Annotated in this window: 13 protein-coding genes; 8 read left to right on the plus strand and 5 right to left on the minus strand. The window is 72.4% G+C overall.

The window, feature by feature from the left end; translation table 11 throughout:
• Positions 1 to 42: 42 nt before the first annotated feature.
• From ACGFT2_RS01945 to ACGFT2_RS01955, 3 genes are all read right to left on the minus strand, one after another.
• Positions 43 to 2337 carry an ATP-binding protein gene (locus tag ACGFT2_RS01945; RefSeq protein WP_393272498.1) on the minus strand — a complete coding sequence of 765 codons (2295 nt, stop codon included), beginning with the start codon at positions 2335 to 2337 and terminating at the stop codon, positions 43 to 45.
• Positions 2338 to 2606: 269 nt separating this feature from the next.
• On the minus strand, positions 2607 to 3422 hold the full coding sequence (locus ACGFT2_RS01950; protein WP_393272500.1) for an intradiol ring-cleavage dioxygenase: 816 nt from the start codon (positions 3420 to 3422) through the stop codon (positions 2607 to 2609).
• Between the two features lie 219 nt (positions 3423 to 3641).
• Entirely contained in the window at positions 3642 to 3974 is a 333-nt protein-coding gene (locus ACGFT2_RS01955) for a putative quinol monooxygenase (protein WP_393272502.1), read from the minus strand.
• Positions 3975 to 5876: 1902 nt separating this feature from the next.
• Between ACGFT2_RS01955 and ACGFT2_RS01960 the strand changes: the two genes are divergently transcribed.
• Positions 5877 to 7061, plus strand: coding sequence for a type III polyketide synthase (locus tag ACGFT2_RS01960; protein WP_393272504.1), 1185 nt, complete (start codon positions 5877 to 5879; stop codon positions 7059 to 7061).
• Positions 7062 to 7485: 424 nt separating this feature from the next.
• On the opposite strand, the gene ACGFT2_RS01965 is transcribed toward ACGFT2_RS01960, so the two are convergent.
• Entirely contained in the window at positions 7486 to 9651 is a 2166-nt protein-coding gene (locus ACGFT2_RS01965) for a SpoIIE family protein phosphatase (protein ID WP_393272506.1), read from the minus strand.
• Positions 9652 to 9951: 300 nt separating this feature from the next.
• Between ACGFT2_RS01965 and ACGFT2_RS01970 the strand changes: the two genes are divergently transcribed.
• Both ACGFT2_RS01970 and ACGFT2_RS01975 read left to right on the plus strand, forming a co-directional pair.
• Positions 9952 to 10689: a flavodoxin family protein gene (locus tag ACGFT2_RS01970; protein ID WP_393272507.1), complete on the plus strand. Its 738-nt coding sequence runs from the start codon at positions 9952 to 9954 to the stop codon at positions 10687 to 10689.
• Between the two features lie 119 nt (positions 10690 to 10808).
• The gene (locus ACGFT2_RS01975; RefSeq protein WP_393272508.1) at positions 10809 to 13196 is read left to right on the plus strand and encodes a SpoIIE family protein phosphatase; all 2388 of its coding nucleotides are present in this window, start codon (positions 10809 to 10811) and stop codon (positions 13194 to 13196) included.
• Positions 13197 to 13228: 32 nt separating this feature from the next.
• On the opposite strand, the gene ACGFT2_RS01980 is transcribed toward ACGFT2_RS01975, so the two are convergent.
• On the minus strand, positions 13229 to 13867 hold the full coding sequence (locus ACGFT2_RS01980) for a hypothetical protein (protein WP_393272510.1): 639 nt from the start codon (positions 13865 to 13867) through the stop codon (positions 13229 to 13231).
• A 307-nt stretch (positions 13868 to 14174) separates the two neighbouring features.
• On the opposite strand from ACGFT2_RS01980, the gene ACGFT2_RS01985 reads away from it, so the two are divergent.
• The 5 genes from ACGFT2_RS01985 to ACGFT2_RS02005 all read left to right on the plus strand — a co-directional run bounded on the left by ACGFT2_RS01985 (position 14175) and on the right by ACGFT2_RS02005 (position 20209).
• Entirely contained in the window at positions 14175 to 15638 is a 1464-nt protein-coding gene (locus ACGFT2_RS01985) for a diacylglycerol/lipid kinase family protein (protein WP_393272511.1), read from the plus strand.
• On the plus strand, positions 15631 to 16230 hold the full coding sequence (locus ACGFT2_RS01990; protein ID WP_393272513.1) for a phosphatase PAP2 family protein: 600 nt from the start codon (positions 15631 to 15633) through the stop codon (positions 16228 to 16230). Before ACGFT2_RS01985 ends, ACGFT2_RS01990 begins: the two co-directional genes overlap by 8 nt.
• 224 nt (positions 16231 to 16454) lie before the next feature.
• A complete protein-coding gene (locus tag ACGFT2_RS01995) occupies positions 16455 to 17879 on the plus strand; it encodes a DEAD/DEAH box helicase (RefSeq protein WP_393272514.1) in 1425 nt (474 codons plus the stop codon).
• Positions 17880 to 18187: 308 nt separating this feature from the next.
• Positions 18188 to 18481, plus strand: a complete 294-nt coding sequence (locus tag ACGFT2_RS02000; protein WP_393272515.1) for a hypothetical protein — start codon at positions 18188 to 18190, stop codon at positions 18479 to 18481.
• A 207-nt stretch (positions 18482 to 18688) separates the two neighbouring features.
• Positions 18689 to 20209: an aminotransferase class III-fold pyridoxal phosphate-dependent enzyme gene (locus tag ACGFT2_RS02005; protein ID WP_393272517.1), complete on the plus strand. Its 1521-nt coding sequence runs from the start codon at positions 18689 to 18691 to the stop codon at positions 20207 to 20209.
• The last annotated feature ends 187 nt before the right edge of the window (positions 20210 to 20396 follow it).

The raw sequence follows: 20396 nt of genomic DNA on the forward strand, positions 1-20396 counted from the left end.
CCCCGCGGGCGGGCGCCTCGGCGGTAGGGAGCCGGCGATGCGTTACCCGGGCGGGTGCCCGGCCTTGGTCCGTGCGGCCACCCACAACGCGATCTGCGTGCGTGACCGCATGCCCAGTTTGTCGCGCACCTTGTCCAGATGCGTGGCGACCGTATGGGGCGAAAGACCGAGCCGCGTGGCGACCTGCCGGTTCGTCAGCCCGTCGGCGACGAGCCTGGCCACCATGAACTCCCTTCCTGTGAGCCTGCATCGGTCGTCGACGGCCGTCACGGCGTCGGCCGGCGTGCGGTGATCCTCGCTCCTCGTCCGCAGCGCGTACGCGACAAGCCGGTCCCCGCGCAGTCGGCGGCCGCCACTCACGGCCGCTTCCCGAGCGGCTGCCGGCAGCCCAGCCCTGGCACGAGCCACCGTTCGTTCCACCTGGCGTCGCCACGGCGTCTCCGACACGGTGTCGAGCCGGCGGCGTGCCTGCGCGCTCGCCTCGTACAGCAGGAGGGCCCGCCGCATGTCACCGCTCTCGGCGGCCACGAGGGCCAGGCCCTCCACCGGGTAGAGCGCGTGAAAGCTTGCTCCGGGGACGATCCGCAGCACTTCGGTGAACAGCGCCTCGGCACTTTCCAGTTGCCCCAGGGCCAGCCGCACGGCACCCGCTGTGTGCAGAGCGGCCGCGACCCGGCTCCAGGGGGCGTGCTTCCGGAGGACGGGCAGGCAACGGGACATGAGTTCGTCGGCCTCCGGTTCCCCGCCCGCTTGAAGCAGCGCCCATGCCAGGTGATGGGTGCACCAGGCCGTGTCCTGGGGTTTGCCCAGCGTGGCGACGACACCCAGGCACCGGCGCAGATCTTCGACGGCCTCGCCGAATTCCCCTCGGCACAACCGCGCCGCGGCCCGCGCGTCCAGGGCGTTGGCAAGCCCGGCGGGGTGATCGCGGGTGCTTTCCATCGCCACCGCCTCCTCGCCGAGGCTCAGTGCCTGAGCCAGGTCGGCCCGCTGGCAGGCCACACGCGCGGCGAGCGCCGGTGACGCCCCGCCGAGCGCCCGGCCGCCCGTGTCCCGCAGCGAACCCGTCAGCAGCGCCTGCGCGGCCGACGGCTGTTCCTGCTGGTAGTGCACACGCGCCAGTTCCAGCAGCAGCCGTGGGTGCGAGGCACCGGCCCGGACGGTGGTGCCGGCCAGAGCCGCGGCGAGGTTGTCCCGTTCCACGGCCAGCGGGCTGCCGGCCTGGTCGGGGAACACCTCGTCGTCCGCCCGGTCCGCCAGCCCGGTCAGCCACTCGAGGACCCGGCGCCAGGTGATGTGCAGTTCACCGGATGCGAGCAGGCACTCCAGGGCGTAGGCGCGAATGGTGCCCAACTGCCTGAATCGTGCGTTCTCCTGGTCTTCTGAAAGACGTGCGATCAGGGACTTGGACTCGAGGGCACACAGGATGCCGAGTATCCGTGAGGGTGCGATACCGTCACCGGCGCAGACCGCCCGTGCCGCAGCCGTGTCGAAGCCGCCGACGAGGACCGCAAGGCGCCGGAAGACGGCCTGTTCGGCCGGATCGAGCAGTCGGTGGCTCCAGTCGATCGCGGCGGCCAGCTCGCTGTGGCGTCCGGGTCCGGTCCGGTGTCCGCCTGCCAGGAGGGGGAGCTGGGACATCTGGTCGTCCAGTCCTGCCAGGATGTCACCCAGCGGAAGAGTTCCGGCCCGGCGTGCCGCCAGTTCGACGGCGAGTGTCAGGCCGTCCAGTCTGCGGCAGATCTCGGCGACCGTCCGTCCGTTTCCGCGGTGGAGCGTGAATCCGGGCGAGCAGCTCGAGGCACGTTCGACGAACAGCCGGACGGCGTCCGCCCGCATGAGGACCGCCGGGTCGTCTCCGGCGTCCACCGGGGGCAGCGGCAGTTCACCGACCCGGAGCACCGTTTCGCCGGGAACCCGCAGGGCCTCCCGACTGGTGGCCAGGATCCGTAGCCGAGGGCAGCCTCTCAGCAAGGTCGCGATCAGCCTGGCGCACGGCTCGGCCAGATGCTCGCAGTTGTCCAGGATCAACAGCCGACGGGCGTCGCCGATCGCGTGGATCAGGACGTCGGCACCGGTTCGTCCCGCCCGTTCCCCCACGGCCAGCGCGGTGGCGACAGTCTGTGCGAGCGCGGCGCCGTCATGCAGGGCGTCGAGTTCGACCAGGTCGACCCGTCCCTGGCGGCCGGTCAGGCTCATGGCGAACTCCAGTGCCAACCGCGTCTTGCCGACGCCGCCGGCACCGGTCAGGGTCAGGAGCCGCGACGTCCTCAGCAGGGTGCGCAGCCGCGACAGCTCCGCCCGCCGGCCCACGAAGGAGTCGAGGGCTCGTGGCATGCCGCGGTCCTGAGCCGCCGGGGGGACGGCACTCTGTGTGGGCGGTGCCGCGCCCGACTGCCGGCCGGGGCCGTCCCGGCGCGCCGAGCGTTGCCTGAACGCCCGTTGCCTGCATGCGCCGGAGCAGTAGCGAGCCGGTCGACCGCTGCGCGGCCGACCGGTCAGAGGGGCGCCGCACGACTCACACGTCATGCTCCGGTCATCCCCGATTCCCGCGCACCCATCCCCGGGAGGGGATCCTCGCGTCCGTCATCGTGTCCCCTCGCGCGTCAGGGCACGGCGTCGGGGTCGATGCCGAGTACAACGGTGCCGGTCACCCCCTTGCCGAGGTCGCTGCCGACCTGCGTGAGGGTCAGCAGGGTGGATGACCCGCCGTTGCGGTAGATGCCGTCCCTGGCGTTGAGGGTGCGAGTGGCCGTGTTGTTCCGGTAGGGGTCCAGCGCGGCCACCCTCCTGTTGTACGTCTCCGGGAAGTAGAGCTGGCCGGTGTGGGAGACGTGGCCGCCCTGGTACCTGCCGCCGGTGACCGTGCCGCCGGCATGCGTCTTGACGTGGATGTGCAGGGCGCGGCCGACGTACCAGCCGGGGTAGACGGTGGTGAATTCGGCGACGCCGGCGGAGTCGGTCAGTTGCACGCCGCGCAGGAAGGTCGTGTCCGGCGTGGAGCCGCCGGCCACGTAGCCGGAATAGACGCCGAGAGCGTCGCAGTGCCATATGTCGACCGCCGTGCCGGGTAGTGCGGAGCACGTCGCGGTGTCGATCACCTTCACGCGGAGGGTGAGGGGAACGCCGGGCTCTCCCTCGGTGATGTCCTTGCGGACCGTCTCCAGGTCCAGGTAGTAAGGCCCCTCCGTCTGCTCGGGGGTGAGGACGCAGTCGGCGGCCGGCCGGATCGGGGACCGGGCGGTGTCGTTCCGGTCTGCGGCCGCCGTCGCCTGGGTGGCTGTGAGCGCCAGGGCGGCGGCTCCGAGGGTCGCACCGCCCAGGGCGGCCATGACGGTTCTGCGGGTTGCGCCGACCGAGCCGCCGGCCGACTCGGGGCCGCGTCCGCGTTCTGTGGAATGAGGGTGGGGGGTGTCAGTCATGCTGTGAGAATGGCGCCCGTGGCAGTCCGCGGCATCGATCGGACGACCGGTGAATCGGGCGCGTTACGAAACTCACCGTGCCGGCTCAGCCCGGCTGCCGGAACGCACACAGGCTCCGGTGCCGGCTCCGGGATTGGCGAGGCGACACCGGTCGGCTGTGCGTGCCGCCACCACGCCCTGCTCGCTGACGCCCGGTGAGGGATGCGTCCGGACACGCCGCTACCCCTGTCCGGGAACCGCCATCTCCCCGAGGAGCGACCAGTCGTTCTGCGGAACGGTGGCGTTCACGATGCGCGGCGTCTCGGCCAGATGGGGCGGCAGCGTCTGCTGCGCGGCCTTGAAGTGCGCGGACTGCACGTGCGCGGCCCCGGCCTCGTCGTCACGGAAAGCCTCGACCAGGACGTACTCCGTCGGTTCCGCCACGCTGCGCGACCAGTCGAACCACAGGCAGCCGGGCTCGGCGCGCGTGGCCCGGGTGAAGTCCGCGGTGATCTCGGGCCACTGGTCGGCGTGCTCGGGACGGACCCGGAACTTGGCGGTGATGAAGATCATGGGATTCCTTCGCTGATGTCTGCGCGTCCTGTTTCGAACAGGTGTTGGGCGCGGGCGGGGCAGGGCCGACGAGCCGATCCACGGCCAGGCGGGGCTTCGCTCGCTTTCCGGCCGCGATACCAGAACTCATGGCGACACGATCGTACGATCTCGGCTTGCCGTCACCGGCTCACGCCCCGCGGCACCGGACGCGTCGCGGCATCTCGCCGCACGGCCAGCGCCCCCCACTCGCGGCGCCGGGTGTCTCGGTCCGACGAGTCGCCCGGTGACCCGTTCTCGGTACCCGCCGCGCGCCCACGCCGCCGGTGGTCCGCCCGGCCGCCCCCTGGCTTCGGCAGCCGGCCACTTGGTCCGCAGCGTGAGGGCGAGACGTGCCCTGGCGCCGTAGACCCCGCTCCCGTCGCCGACGGCCTTCCCCGCAGCGATACGTACGCCACATGTGAGCCGGCGATTGAGTACTCGTTCGACACGTCCCGTTGACCTCGGTAACCGGTGACCGGCGCCGCAGATTCGTGAGTGAGGTTCGCACACGTCGAAGACAGGTCCGCAACACACCATCCGGCGTCTGCCCACCGCTGCCCGGCTCGGTTCGCCTTTTCCCCCGTCAAGTCAAGCACTGAGAACGGTCGCTTCATGGACTACTGCATTCCGTGCAACCGCACGCTCAACGGCGCCGTAACCTGCCCCGAGTGCGGGGCATACGACTCGGGCATGGCACAGCCGGGCGTGGGGAGAGACGGCGCTCCGACCGTCGGCGCGGCGATGCCCGAGGTCCGCTTCGACGAGGGGCCGGGCCGCTCCGAGCCCCCCCTTCCCGGGTCACCGACGTCCTCCCAGGACCTGACGGCAGACCGGTACGGCCGTCCGTCGCGGCTGAAGAAGTATGCGGTCCAGTCTCTTGCCGCAGCCGCCTTCACCATCCTCGGCGGCATGGCCACCGCATCGGTGCTTCTCCAGTCGACGACCCCACGAGCAGCTCCGACCCCGGATTCGTCCCCCGCGGAGTCCGAGGTCCGCGTCACCGGTTCACCGGCTACACCGGAGCGACCGTCCACGCACCCGGCGCGAAAAGGCGTACGGGGCCGGGACAGTGACGGGAACCGGCGTCCTCTGCCGACGCCACCTCGCAGCAAGCCGCCGGTCTCCCGGCCTTCCGCCACCACCAGTGCGCCGCCACCGGTGAAGGAGAAGCCGACCCCCCGACCGTCCGGTAGCCGCCGCCCCAGCCTGCCCTCGCGGACGGCGACCCCTCCCACGCGGCCCTCCACCAGTCCTTCCGGCAGCGTCAGCGCCTCCCCCACCAGCAGTGGCTCACCGAGCAGCACAAAGGGAACCGGTGACTGAGCGTCCGCCGTGCCCGCGGGTCTGGCCCGACCACCGATCCGGCCGAGGGCCGGCGGCCCGGCGAAGTCGCCGCCGAGGTTTCGCGCCGGCGCCTCCGCTGGGCGCGTCCGTCCGGCCGCACCGGTTCGAGCGGCCCCGGATCCCTGGATCCGCTACGAGCCCAGGGGGACGCGGGAACCCACGGTGAGTCCGGCGGCCGCGGAGGACGTCGCGTAGCCGGCCGCGCTGATGTCGGCTCGGCGCCGGGCCGCTGACGCAGTCCGTTCGGTGCGCCGGCTGGGCCGAGAAGGCGGAGGCCGGCGGAAACCTGGCCGGCGACAGGTCGACCAGCTCCGCGGAACCCGCTTGAGGGCCTTGGGCTGCGGCGGTGTGTGCCGTGTCACGCCCATTGCAGGGCGCCCAAGTTGTATGCATCACAGCGGAAATGTCCCTTTGGCGTCCATGCTCGACAGGGATCGCGCCCCCGAAGTCGAGTCCGTCGGCATGGGCGCGACGTTCCGGAGTCGCCTGAGCGGCCCTCGTCAAGTTCCCCCTTGTTCCCTCGGAAAGGTGCCCGTCATGTCCGCCTACCTCTGTCCTCCTGCCGTGATACACGGCGAGCACGCCGTGGAAACAAGCCAGATCGTGGCGGAGGTGCGCGAGCGCCACCCGGATGCGGCGTGGGCGCCGCGCATCGACGGCATCGCGGCCGCCACGGGCATCGAGACCCGAGGGTGGATGCTGCCGCTGGAGGCCGCCGTCGCGCCGGGCGACGGAAGCGTCCTGCGAGGTGCCGGCCCCGAGCCCCTTCAAAAGGCGCTGGCACGCGACGGGTTCGGCCGGCAGGACGTGGACCGCGTGATCGCCGCCCTCGAGGCGATACCCGCGCCGCAGACCGTCCAGGAGCGCACCGCGCCGGCCTGGGCGGCCGTGCAGTCCTACGGGGAGCGTGCGGCGCGCGGCGCGCTGCAGATCGCCGGGCTGGACGCCGCGGACATCGACTGCCTGATCACCAGTCACTCCACCACCCCGGCACTGCCGGGTCTGGACGTCGCCCTGGCCAACAGGCTGCCGCTCCGCAACGACGTGCTGCTGCTGCCGGCCACGCAGTGGGCCTGTGTCGCGGGGACCCGCTCCCTTGCCCTGGCGGCGGATCTCGTGGCCGCGGACCCCGACCGGGTGGTCCTGGTCGTGATCGCGGAGGCGCTGAGCACGACCTACCAGCCCGCGGACGACACCCTCGAGTCCCTGATCGTCCGGTTGCTGTTCGCGGACACCGCGGTCGCCGCGGTGGTCACGGGTCGCCCGCGGCCCGAGTCGGTGCTGCGGCTGGACGCCGCCTGGCACCACACCCTGCCCGGCACCCAGGACCTGCACCGCCTGATCACGCGGGCGGACGGCACCCACTTCGTGATGGACCGGCGCGGGCCGCGCGCCGTACAGGAGACGGTCACCGCCATGTGGGAGTGGCTGCGCGTCCGTTACCAGGACGACCCCGACTCCTGGCACCCCGATGTGCTGCTCGCGCACCCCGGCGGGACCCGGGTGCTGGAGTACATGGAGCAGACGATGCCCGACGCATGGCCGTCGGGACTGCTGGACTACAGCCGGGCCAGCTACACCAGCGGCAACCGCGGGGGCGCCGCGGTGTTCGACATCCTGAGGCGGGCGCACGACGCCGGGCAGAAGTCCGGTGACCGGGCCGTCCTGTACGCGGCGGCCCCGGGCCTCACCGCCACCGCACTGGAAGGGATGTGGCTGTAGCGGGAGCCCCCGCCGCCCCTACCAGCGAACAGGCCGCCGCGTCACCGGTCTGGCCACCGCAAGAGGCTGCGGGCGCCGTCCGTACGGTCAACGGCGTCGGCTGCCGCGCACGCCGCGTCACCTTGCAGCGCCCGCCCCGCACGGCCGTGCCGCGACCGCAGCCGTGTCACCTTGCCGCGCCGGCCCCGCACGGCCGTGCCGCGACGGCAGCCGCGTGTCACCTTGCCGCGCTCGCCCCGCGTCGGCTGTGCCGCGACGGCAGCCGCGTGTCACCTTGCCGCGCTCGCCCCGCGTCGGCCGTGCCGCGACGGCAGCCGCGTGTCACCTTGCCGCGCTCGCCCCGCGCCGGCCGTGCCGCGCCGGCAGCCGCGTGTCACCTTGCCGCATTCGTCCTGCGCCGGCCGTACCCCGCCCCGCAGTCGCGTCACCTTGCGACTTCCGCCCAGATCACCTTGCCGGTGTCCGTCCACCGCACCCCCCACCGGGTGGTGAGCCTGTGCACGATGCGCAGACCCCGGCCGCCGTCGTCGAGGAGGCCGCCCCGGCCCAGCCTCGGTCTGCCGTTGCCGGTGTCGCCGACCTCGCACAGCAGGCCGTGCCCGGACCTGATCAGCCGTACCGTGATGGGACCGGTCGCGAAGCGCACCGCGTTCGTGACCAGCTCGCTGACCAGTAGCAGCGCGTTGTCCCGGGTGCCGTCCCTGATGCGCCATTGCCGCAGCAGCGCGCAGACCTGGGAACGGGCACGTGCGGGGGCGTCGTCGCGGGCCGGGAGCCGCCAGGTCGCGGTGTCCCCCTTGCGGCAGCCGATCATCCGCGCGATCAACAGGGTCACGTCGTCGCGCTGGCGCACGGGTGCCAGTGCGGAGACGACGTGCCGCGCGGCCTGCTGCAGGGCGTCCCAGGGGTGCACGGCCGACACGGCGTCCGCCAGCCTGGCGACGCCCTCGTCGATCGACACGGCCGGATCCTCCACCAGGCCGTCGGTGTAGAGGGCGAGCAGGGAGCCCGGGGGCGCGCCGAACTCGTACACGTCGAACGGCTCCCGCAGCGCGAACTCGGCGCCCAGGCCGGGATGAGGGCGGACCGCGAGCGGGCCGGCGTGCCCGTCCGGGGAGACCAGGACCGGGGGCAGGTGACCGGCGCTGGACAGCGCCACCCGGTGGCCGACCGGGTCGTAGAGGGCGATGCAGCAGGTCGACCCGAGGGCGCTGTAGCCGGCCGCCAGCCCGGACTCCGCGTCGTCCAGCAGCGTCACGGTCTCGTCCAGGTGCTCCAGCACCTCGTCGGGCGCCAATCCCGCGGACAGCAGCGCGCGGGCCTCCATGCTCAGCTGGCCCATGGTCGCCGCGGCTCCCAGGCCGTGCCCCACGACGTCACCGACCACCAGCGCGGTACGGCCGTCCGGCAGCGGAAAACTGTTCACCCAGTCACCGCCGACGCCCGCGCTGTCGGGGGTGGCGGGCTGGTAGACGCTGGCGATCTCGACGGTGCGGCCGCCGGTCCTGGGCAGCAGCCGGCGCTGCAACGCCAGAACCTGTGTGTGCTCGCGCTGGTGCTGACGGGCCAGGTCCACGTGGTGAGCGGTCCTGGCCACCAGCTCCTGCAGGTCGAACAGCTCGCTGTCGCGGAAGGGGCAGTCCGCCCGCCGCCAGACCTCAGCCACGCCCAGTACGACCGGCGGCGGGCCGTCCAGGACCAGCGGTATGCACGCCACACCCGCCGCCCGGTCACCGGGCACCAGGGCACGCATCACCCGCGGGCTGCCGAGGACCCGCTCGACCGCGTCCCGGTCCGGTATCACGATGGCCTGCGGGGCGTCACCGCGGCGTACCGCCTGCGCAAGCAGGCGACTCGCGTCGCTGGGAAGATCGTCGCCCGGAGTCACGTAGCCGTCGGGCCACGCCCGGTCCGGCACCAGGGCCGCCCGCCGCAACCGGATGCGCCCCTGCGCCTGCCCGGTGACGCCCTCGCCCGTCCACACGGCGAAGTCGAGATCGACGGCGGCCACCTCTCCCCAAGCCAGCAGGGAGTCCGCCAGCGACTGCGCGGTCTCGCCGATGTCCAGCGAGGTGCCGATCGCGGTCTCGGCGGCGTACAGGTGCAGCCTCCTGGCCATGGCGATCAGGGAGACGGTCAAGCCGTCCTGAGGCGCCGCGGCCGGCAGGATGCTCATCGAGACCACCAGCTCCGACCCGTCGCCACGCCGCAGGCGCTGGATCCGGGCGACGTGCGCCTCACCGATCTCCAGGACCTGCCGCAACCGCCGCGTGACCGTCGGGACGTCCCCGGGGGGCATGAGATCGGCGAAAGGGCTCCCCGTCTCGGCGTGCAGACCCGCGAACACGGGGGCGTCCAGATTGCAGCGGGTGATCCTCAGCTCCCTGTCCAGGTTGACCACGCCGAGAATCTGATCCTGACGGTCGGCTGCCGGGGTGTCGGGTACGCGTCGGCGGGTGCCGCGGTCACCGGGCGCGTCGGCAGCAGGACCGTCCGCCGCCGCCGCTCCGCCGCGCGGGACGTAGCGCCCCAGGGCGCTGCTGACCAGGTCGAACGGCGAAGAAGGCGTGGGGGAGGGGGTGGAGTCCATGCGGCTCTCTCGGCAATCCCCGGCGCAGCGCCGGGGCCGTACTCGGACCCGTGCGACGGGGCCCCGAGATCCCTGACCGCACACCTCATTGAATAACAAAGGGGGTCGCTTCGCCCACATCGCCGGATCGCGCGATGTCCGCACGATCGGCTCCTCGTCCGGCTGGTACCTGCCTCGGGCCGGCGTCGTACGGGACGGAGGGGGCACAGCGACTGGCGTTCGCCGCGAGCGACCCGCACGCTGGATCAGGATGTGGAACGCCGCCCGGCACCGCGCGGCGATCGGTTCTTGGAGGAACGCGTGACTGCTTCGCCGCCCGACACCGACGCACCGCCGGCCCGGTACGACGACCTGCGTGCACTGGTGATCAACTGCACCTTGAAGCGCTCGCCCGAGACGAGCAACACCCAGGGGCTGATCGACCGCAGTACGGCCATCATGGGGGCACAGGGCGTGCAGGTGGACGTCGTACGGGCCGTGGACCACGACATCGCCACCGGTGTGTGGCCCGACATGAGGGAACACGGCTGGCAGAGCGACGCGTGGCCGGACCTGTACCAGCAGGTGATGGCGGCCGACATCCTCGTCCTGGCGGGCCCGATCTGGCTGGGCGACAACAGCTCGGTGATGAAGCGGGTGATCGAGCGCCTCTACGCCTGTTCCAGCCTGCTCAACGAAGCCGGTCAGTACGCGTACTACGGCCGCGTCGGGGGCTGCGTGATCACCGGCAACGAGGACGGCGTCAAGCACTGCGCCATGAACGTGCTCTACAGCCTCCAGCACCTGGGCTACACCATCCCTCCCCAGGCGGACGCGGGATGGATCGGCGAGGCGGGTCCGGGCCCCTCCTACCTCGACCCCGGCTCGGGCGGCCCGGAGAACGACTTCACCCGCCGCAACACCACCTTCATGACCTGGAACCTGCTACATCTGGCCCGGGCCCTGAAGGACCTGGGGGGCATTCCCGCCTACGGCAACCAGCGCACCGCGTGGGACGCAGGCTGCCGCCACGACCACGAGAACCCCGAGCACCGGTAGTCGCACGAGCGGCAGGCGCGACCGCCTGGGCGGCCGCCGGCTCACTCCGCCGTGCGAGCTGCGGTTGTCGTGTGTCGTGCGGCACGGGATGCTGGGGAAGCACGGAGGGAAGCGGTGTCATGGATCGTTTTCCGAATGCCGCCGACGTCGATTTCCACAGCCCCCTGGACCTGTCGAGGGCCGCGGCCGCGGTGCTGGACGCCGAGGGTCGCGTCCGCGGGTGGGGGGCCGCGGCCCAGGACCTTCTCGGTCATCGGCCCGAGGACGTGCTCGGCCGGTCGGCGAACCGACTGCTGGCCACGGCCCCCGCGCAGTGGCTGCGCACTCTCTGCAAGGCGCACAAGCCCCGCAGCGCGGTCCTGGATCTCCGCTGCCGGGACGGACGTACTCTGCGCGCGGCCGTGACGTTCAGCCCCCTCGCCCACGAGGGCGCCGCCGGCACCGTCGTGGTCGCGGCCTCTTTGGAGGCGCTGCGCGGGTGGGAGGCCCAGCTGGCGATGCTGCAGGGGCTGGCGACCGAGTCCTCGGTGGGCCTGACGATCTTCGACACCGACGCGCGCGTGGTGTGGGGCAACGTCTCCACGGATCTGGAACTCGGGGGGATCGCCCAGTACGTGGGCCGGCCGGCGGGGGACCTCTTCCCCGAAGGCGAGTTCCTCTCGCGCCACCACCCCCCGGACGAGGACCAGATCATCGAGCACGTGCTGTCGACGGGAGAGCCCATCACGGACATGCACTACCGCGGCCGCGCCCCCGCCGACCCGGTGCGCGAGCACGTCTGGTCCTGCTCGTACCACCGGCTGCTGGACGCCCGCGGCGAACCACTGGGGCTGTTCGAGGAGTCCCTGGACATCACCGAGCGCTACCGCGCCCAGGAACGCCTTTCGCTGCTGGTCCGGGCAGGAAAGCGGATCGGTGCCTCGCTGGACGTGCGTCGTACCGTCGCCGAGCTCGCCGACGTGGCGGTACCGCAGCTGGCCGACGAGGTGCTGGTGGACCTGCCGCCGGCCGTCATCGACGGAAGGCAGCCACCGGCGGGCTCGGCACCGGGGCACAACCTGCTGCGGATGCACGGCCGCACGCTGGAAGAGTTCCGGACCAGTCCGGTCCACTACCCGCCGTCGTCACCTCAGGCCCTGAGCCTGGCCACCAGCCGCCTCGTCGTCGACGCCTCCCCGTCCGAAGTGCCGGAGGACGGGAGATCGGCTGCCGCGCACTCCTGTCTGTTCGTCCCGCTGTTCACGCGTGACGCGGTGCTCGGCCTCGCCACGTTCCGGCGGAGCGGCAACCCCGACCCCTTCGGCCCCGAGGAGCAGACGCTCGCCGTCGAACTGGCCGAGCGCGCTGCCGTCGGCATCGACAACGCCCGCCGGTACACCGGCCAGCATGCGGCCGCCCTGGTCCTGCAGCGAAGCCTGCTGCCACAGCACCTGCCCGAGCAGAGCGCGGTCGAGGCGGCGTACCGCTATCTGCCCGCCGACAGCCGCGTGGGCGTGGGCGGCGACTGGTTCGACGTGATCCCGCTGTCCGGTGCCAGAGTGGGCCTGACCGTCGGCGACGTGGTGGGCCACGGCGTGCACGCGGCCGCGACGATGGGCCGGCTGCGCGCGACCGTACGGACCCTCGCCCTGCTGGACCTGGACCCGGCCGAGCTGCTCACCCGGCTGGACGACATGGTCGCGCAGGACGCGGAATCCCAGGCGGACGACGGAGTGCGCGACGAGGCGCTCGGGGTGACCTGCCTCTACGCGATCTACGACCCGGTCAGCGGCCGGTGCGGCTGGGCCAGCGCGGGCCATCCCCCGCCGATCGTCGCCGATGCGAGTGGCTCGGTGGCCGTGTCCGCGCTGGCACCGGGACCGCCCCTGGGACTCGGCGGCCTGCCCTACGAAAACGTCGAACTGAACCTCCCCGGCGGCAGTGTGGTCGGCTTCTTCACCGACGGCGTCGTGGAGGACCGGCGTACCGACATCGACAGCGGTATCGACCGCCTGGCCCAGACACTCTCCTGGCAACGGTGCCCACTCGAGGAGCTGTGCGACCGGGCGCTGTCGGCCATGCCGCTCGGACCGCAGGCTGACGATGCCACGCTGCTGCTCGTGCGCACCCGGCGGCTCGACGCCGACCGTGTGGTGGATCTGGAGCTGCCGCCCGACCCGGCCGTGGTGGCTCACGCCCGCGCACTCACCGAAGACCAACTGGCGACCTGGGGGCTGTCCGAACTGTCGTTCACCGCTGCACTGGTGGTGAGTGAACTGGTCACCAACGGCATCCGGTACGCCACTGGGCCGGTCATGCTCAGGCTGATCAGGGATCGCAGCCTGCTGTGCGAGATCTCCGACAACGCGCACACCGCCCCCCACCTGCGGCGAGCGCGCCGCGACGACGAGGGGGGCCGCGGCCTGTTCCTCGTCGCCCAGATGTCCCAGCGCTGGGGCGCCCGGTACACCTCCACCGGCAAGACGATCTGGGCCGAACTCCCGATCCCCGGGCCGTGTTCGACATGAGGGCACAGGGAGTGCCGTAACAGGGTGAGCAATCAGCGGGACCGGTGGCCGAGGAGTTCGACCAGGCCAACCGGCAGGAACGCGGGCCGGTGGGGCCGGCCGACCTGGTACGCCACGAAGCCCAGCGAGGAGGCCACCGTGACCTCTTCGGCCGTCTCCGCCTGGTAGACGACTCGGCAGCGGCCCGAGTCGGCCTTCGCGCGCTGCCAGAGGACCGGAGCCGGCTTACGCTCGGTCTCGGCGCGCGGCGTGAGGATCCGGTCCTCGAAATCCTCCCAGGCGAAGGGGACCGGACCCCGCCACGTCGCGTCGACCTCCTCCTTCAGCCTGGCGGCACGCTCCGCGTCGGTCGTGCCCCAGGAGGACGGGACATTGGTGATCAGGCCGACTTCGATGTGGTGTGCACGCAGGGCGCGCAGGTAGGAGGCCGCGCCACGCTGATAGTCGGTGCTGCCGTCGTCGGCGGTGTGCACAAGGGTTTCGCCCAGGTCGAAGTACACGACGGGACAGCCGCGTTCGCTGCTCGTGCGTGCGGCGGCGACCGTTCCGGTGTCTCCCCTCGCGTCCCCGGGGGCAGCCCCGCTCGCCGTGCCGCAGAGCACGGTCGGCACCAGGACCGCGCTCAGCACGAGGCTGGCACGGACCAAGCTCTTGGATGCGGACCTGTCCATGGCGTCGTCGCCTTTCTTGACGGGGACACAACACGATATCCGGCCTGTACGCCGGTGGTGGGGCGAACGCGTCAACCGCTGCATGGTGAATGCATCGGCCGCTGGATGCCGTCCGTGTGCGTGTGCGGGCACGACCGGCGCCATGAGGAGCCGCGATGGCTCCGGCGCGGAGCCGGGGGTCCCGGCGTTCGCTGCGGCATGGGGGCCGGCTCACCCGCACGGACCGGCCGGCGCGCCACCGGCTCAGGGCGGCGCATGCTGGTACGACGGGCCTGCGGGAAGGGCCGGACACGACGTGGAGGACGTCATGACCAGGACACGGAGGCCGCGCTCCCACGACGGAGCGGGGGCGAGACTGCTCGCGCGCTGTGCCGTGGCGGCGGTGCTCGGAGTCGTGGCCGTGCCGCTGTTCGCGCTCGGCGGTGGCGGACTGCTGGTTCTCGCCGCCGGATTTCTCGGGGTGATCGTCGGCAGCGCGGGAATCTGGTGGTTCCTGGCGCACCACGGCGCCGTCCGGCTGTTCGGCGCGCTGGTCGCGACGGCCGCGCCCGTCGGAGTGCTCGTGTTCTACGCGCAGGACGGCCTGTGGCAGTCCGCGCTGATCCTCGGTGTGTGCTGGGGCACGGCCCTGGTCTGTGCCCGTGCGGCGCTGCGCAGGTCCCGGCCCGAGCGGCCCATGCGGGCGGCGCCCGCCGCCCCGCCGCAGCGGCCGGTGCTCATCATGAACCCCAGGTCGGGCGGCGGGAAGGTGGGCCGCTTCGGCCTGGTGCAGCGGGCGGAGAAGCTCGGTGCGCGGGTGATCCTGCTCGACCCCTCGGTCCGGACCGACGTGGCCGTGCTGGCCCGGGAGGCTGTCGCCGGGGGCGCGGATCTGCTCGGCGTGGCGGGGGGTGACGGCACCCAGGCAGAGGTCGCGATGGTCGCCGCCGAGCACGGTCTGCCGTTCCTCGTGGTGAGCGCCGGGACCCGCAACCACTTCGCCATGGATCTCGGCCTGGACCGGGCCGACCCGGCCCGCTGCCTCGATGCCCTGACCGACGGCGAGGAGCTGAAGATCGATCTCGGCGAGGTGGCGGGCCGTACGTTCGTCAACACGGTGTCGTTCGGGGTCTACGCGGACGTCGTGCAGAGCCCGGAGTACCGCGACGACAAGGCCGGCACGGCGCTGGACCTCATGCCCGGGCTGCTGGTCGGGGAGGGCGTGCGGCGGCTTGGCGCCCGGGTGGACGGCACCGCGCTCTCCGACCAGCAGGCACTCCTCGTGAGCAACAATCCGTACGTCTCGCCCGACGAAGTCGGCGGCGGTGGTCGCCGGCCCCGGCTGGACGGCGGAGAGCTGGGGGTGCTGGGCATCCGGGTGGAGAGCGCGGCCCAAGCCGCGGACCTGGCTGTGCGGGGCGCGCAGTCCACCGGAATGACCGTCATGACCGCCCGGCGGGTCGAGGTGACCGCGGACACCGCCGAGATCCCCGTCGCGGTGGACGGCGAGGCGCTGCGCATGTCCACGCCGGTGGTCTGCACCGTGCGCCCCGGGGCGCTGCGGGTCCTGGTGCCGCGGGACCGTCCGGGCGTCGTCCCGACGCCGCGCGTGGACTGGCGGCGGCTCGTCGAACTCGCGCTCGGCCGCACCGAACGGAGCCCGGCGCCCGGCCGCACCGAAAGCGACCCGGCACTCGGCCGCGCCGAAAGCGACCCGGCACTCGGCCGCGCCGAAAGCGACCCGGCGCTCGGCCGCACCGAACGCAGCCCGGAAGGAGAGCACCGTGCCTGACCCGTGCAAGACCGGCCCCACCGAGTCGGTCCGCCGGACCACGGCCGCCGTCCTCGGCGACCTGCGCGCGGTCGACGGCGCCCTCTACGCGGCCGTGGCCGCGACCTCCACCCCCGCGCTGGACCGTGCGCTGCGGCGGCTGTCGCGAGCGGCCGACCATTCGAAGATCTCGTTGGCGGTGGCCGTGGCTCTCGCCCTCGTGCCGGGCCGCCCCCGCGGCGCGGCCCTCGCCGGGACCGGATCGGTGGCGCTCGCTTCGATGCTGGCGAATCTCGTGGGCAAGCGTGTGGTGCACCGCAGGCGTCCCGGCAGGGAGCAGGCGGTCGCCGCCCGGTACGTACCCATGCCCGAGTCGGCGTCGTTCCCGTCCGGCCACACCGCGTCCGCGACCGCGTTCGCCACCGCCGTGGGCGTCGTACTGCCTCCTGCGGCGATTCCGCTCGGAGCGCTGGCGGTCGCCGTCGGCTACTCGCGCGTGCACACGGGTGTGCACTACCCGGGCGACGTGCTGGCGGGCGCGGTCCTCGGTTTCGCGGCCGCGGCGGCGTCCCTCTCGGCCGGGCACGTTCCGCTGCGCCGCCTCACCGGTTGAGCCGCCGCTCCGCGCTCGGCGGCCCGCTCGACCGGACGGCTCCGGGTGCGTGTCGGTGACCGGGGCGGAGCGCTGCTCGACGACGCCGGCCGTCACTTTGTGTTAGCCTGACGTGTTTGCGCGCTCGTGGTGGCCGGTGATTCCGGCCCGCGGTGCCCCCTGTTCCGTCGGTTGCTCGTTCCTGCCGGGCCTTCCTCGGTACGTTCCTCTGCGGAAGGCTCTCCTTGAATCACCCCGACAGCCCCGGCACCTCGCACGACGACCTCGCCCAGCCGGTGACCGCCGGCCGAACGGCGCCCCCGGCGGCTTCCTTCGCCGCCCTGGGACTGCCGGCCGAGATGCTGGGCACGCTCACCGAACTCGGCCTGCGCGAGCCCTTCCCGATCCAGGCGGCCACCGTGCCCAGTGCCCTCGCGGGACGCGACGTACTGGGACGCGGGCGCACCGGATCGGGCAAGACGCTCGCCTTCGGCCTTCCGCTGCTCGCACGGACGGCCGGACGGCGCGCGGAGCCGAAGCAGCCCCTCGCGCTGGTCCTGGTGCCCACCCGGGAGCTGGCCCAACAGGTCACCGAGGCGCTTGCGCCGTTCGCCGACGCGCTCCGGCTGCGGATGGCCACCGTCGTCGGCGGCATGTCGATCGGCCGGCAGGTCTCCGCGATACGCCACGGTGCCGAGGTCGTCGTCGCCACCCCCGGCCGTCTGCAGGACCTCGTCGAGCGCAAGGACTGCCGCCTGGGAAAGGTGCGGATCACCGTCCTCGACGAGGCCGACCAGATGTGCGACCTGGGCTTCCTGCCGCAAGTCACCGAGGTGCTCGACCAGGTGCACCCCGACGGTCAGCGGATGCTGTTCTCGGCCACCCTGGACCGCGACGTCGACCAGCTGGTCCGCCGGTACCTCCATGACCCCGTCGTCCACTCGGTCGATCCGTCCGCGGGCGCGGTCACGACGATGAAGCATCACGTGCTCGTCGTCCACGGCCCCGACCGGTACGCCGTCACCACGGAGATCGCCGCCCGTGACGGCCGCGTGCTGCTGTTCCTGGACACCAAGCACGCCGTCGACCAGCTCACCCGGCATCTGCGGGCCAGCGGGGTGCACGCGGCGGCCCTGCACAGCGGCAAGTCCCAGCCGCAGCGCACCCGCACCCTCGCGCAGTTCAAGAACGGCCACGTCACCGTTCTGGTGGCGACCAACGTCGCGGCTCGCGGCCTGCACGTCGACGACCTCGATCTCGTGGTGAACGTCGACCCGCCCACCGACCCCAAGGACTACGTGCACCGCGCGGGCCGCACGGCCCGGGCGGGTGAGTCCGGCAGCGTCATCACATTGGTGCTGTCGGGCCAGCGCCGCGAGCTGAGCCGGCTCATGGCCGCGGCCGGCGTCGAGCCGACGGTCACCAAGGTGCGCTCGGGCGAGGCGGAGCTGACCCGGATCACCGGGGCCAAGGCTCCCTCCGGCAACCCGCTCGACGGCGGGCCGGCCGCACCTAGGACCAAGAACACCAACGCCCCCTTCCGTGGCCTGGGCACCAGCAAGGACGCCTCCCGCGGCACCGGTGGCACCGGCGGCAAGTCCCGAAAGGCCGGCGAGGCCCGCAGGCTCGCCGAAGCCCGGAAAGCGGCCCAGGTGCGTCGCGGCGGCTGAGAGCCGCTGCCCCGACAGCAGGCCGAACCGCCACGGGCTCGCCCGGCAACCCGTCGCAGCTGCCACCAGCGGGGGCGGCGCGGCCGGCGCACGGGCCTCGGCGTCCGCGAAAAGGCCAGGTCGGGAGGGTGATCGACCATGACGGTGGCGAGCTGCGGATTTGCCTCCAAGCTGGAGACGTAGGGCTCGGCCCGGGAGAGTCCACGCCTCTCCGCCGAGGCCGGGTCCTCCCGGCGGACCTCGTGGCCCGTGGCGCGGCGGAACGCGGCTCGGGTCCGGGCCGCGTACTCGGAAGGAAGGCTGACATCATGGTCTGGGCATCATGGACGACCCGTGGGGTCTTCACCGGCCGGGGCGGCGCACGCACGGACGAGGCAGGGATCGTCGTCGGCGACCTGACCGTGCACACCACCTGGGACGGCAGTGAGTGCGATGTGACGGTCCAGTACACCGACACCTCCGAGTGGTTCACCCTCACCGGCAGCCCGGTGTCCTGCCGTACCGAGCGACACAGCCGGGACCTGCACCAGGCGGTGGTGGAAGCGGTCAAGACGGGCGGTGGTGCCACCGTTCCCCGGTACGACGCCGCCACGGTCGAATAGCCGCCGCGGTCGCACAGCGGCGCCGGGGTCGCACAGCGGCGTCGCCGGGTGTCGCTCCCGGCCCCGGGCCACGGTCCCAGGAGCGGTGACCCGGACCTCCGGGACCGGAGCGGGGTCCGTATCCCCCCGCCCGGCAGCTGTCCGGAAACGCGCTCGGCCGTCCGGGGGGCCTGTTCAGCCCGGGACGGTCGCAGTACGATCGCCACCGTGGTCAGAGGGGATGATCCACCTTCGTCCGAAATCGTCGATCGTGCAGAGCGATTCCACCTGGAGGACCTGACACACGTCCGCGAACTGCTGTCCCTGCTCGACGGCACATGCCTGGATCCGGCTCGGCCGAAGTCGACGTTCGCAGCGGCGGAACAGTTCGCCGACAACAGCCTGCTGTTCACCTCCGGATCCGCCCCACGGGACGTCTGGGCCCGTTCCGGTCTGGGTGCGACGGTCGAGGCGACGGCGGTGGCGACGGACACTCCGCTGACACTCATCGACCTGTGCTCCATGACGGCGAACACGATCCTGGGGATCAACGACCCGTGGGTGAAGCTGAAACAGGCGTCGTTCCTCGTCTCGACCCAGCCGCATTACCTGACCGCCCGGATGGGGCACGACCTCACCTACCGGACAGCGCGACGGATCCTCGGCTGCTTCAACGGCAACGGCGGCCCTGACGACTACGTGGTCAACCTGCGCCAGTGCAACGGCTCCGACGCCGTCGAACTCGCGCTCCACGCCGCGTGGAAGTCGGCCGCCTCCGATCCCGGGCGCCGCAAGCTGGCGACGTTTCGCGGCTCGTACCACGGGGAGAGCCTGACCGCGAACTGGGTGAGCGAGCACCAGCCCGGTCGCCTGCTCGCCGACGCCCCCGACAACGTGGTCTTCTTCCCGACCCCGGAACTGGACGACGACGACCAGGAACTGAGCGCGAGCGCGCTGTCGACCCTCGACACCCTCGAACGGGACGGCGACTCCTACTTCGCTGCGATCATCGAGCCGATCCAGTGGCGCAACTCGGTACACACCGTGCCGACGGAGTTCCTTCGCCGGCTTCGGGAGGTCTGCACCCGGAAGTCGATCTGCCTCGTGTTCGACGAGATGCAGAACGCGTTCGGATACACCGGTTCCATCGGCTATGCGCGGACGTCCGGCGTCAGCCCCGACATCAGCGCCATCAGCAAGGCGCTGACCTCGGGCCACGGCTCGCTCGCCATCATCGTCGCGAGGCACAGGTACCGGCAGACGGAGACTCCGTTCGGGGCCAAGTCCAACTCCGGCAACATGCTGGCGCTCGTGGCCGCGGACGCCGTGCTGGACCGGCTCCTGGGCCTGGAACAGCCGGAGCAGGAGATGCTGCCCGCCTGGCTCCCGCCCGGGCTCGCGGCCGAGCTGCGGGAGGGCCTGCTGGCATCCGCGTACCCGCATGCCGTCGCTCTCGTCGACGAGCTGCTCGCCGAGCTGCGCAGTCGCTTCCCGACTCTCATCGGTCCGCCCCGCGGCGTGGGCCTCGTACGAGGTCTGGTCCTGCTGGAGGCGGACGGCCGGCCGTCCACGCGTCTTGCCGTGGCAGCGGCCAAAATCTGCCTGGCGCACGGGGTCTACGTTCGTCAGGCCGACACCGCCGTGCTCCTCAAACCGTGCCTCGTGCTGACCCGTGCGGAGACCGAGGCCGCTCTGAACGCACTGACGAAGACCTTCGACGACGTCCTGCGGCTCCGCGATGAGCGCTGACGCCGAACGACGGCCCGGCAACCCCGCTCCGTCGACCGGCGCTCCGCGACACCCGGCGCGGGCGTCGACGGTGCCCGGCGCTCCGGCACACCCGGCGCAGACGCCGACGGTGAACTGCCTGGACCAGGTTCGCATCTGGATCAGTGCCGACGGCCTCCCGGCGAAGCACCGCGCCCGGCTCGCTCGC

The sequence above is a fragment of the Streptomyces sp. NPDC048514 genome, assembly GCF_043199955.1.
Lineage (GTDB): Bacteria > Actinomycetota > Actinomycetes > Streptomycetales > Streptomycetaceae > Streptomyces.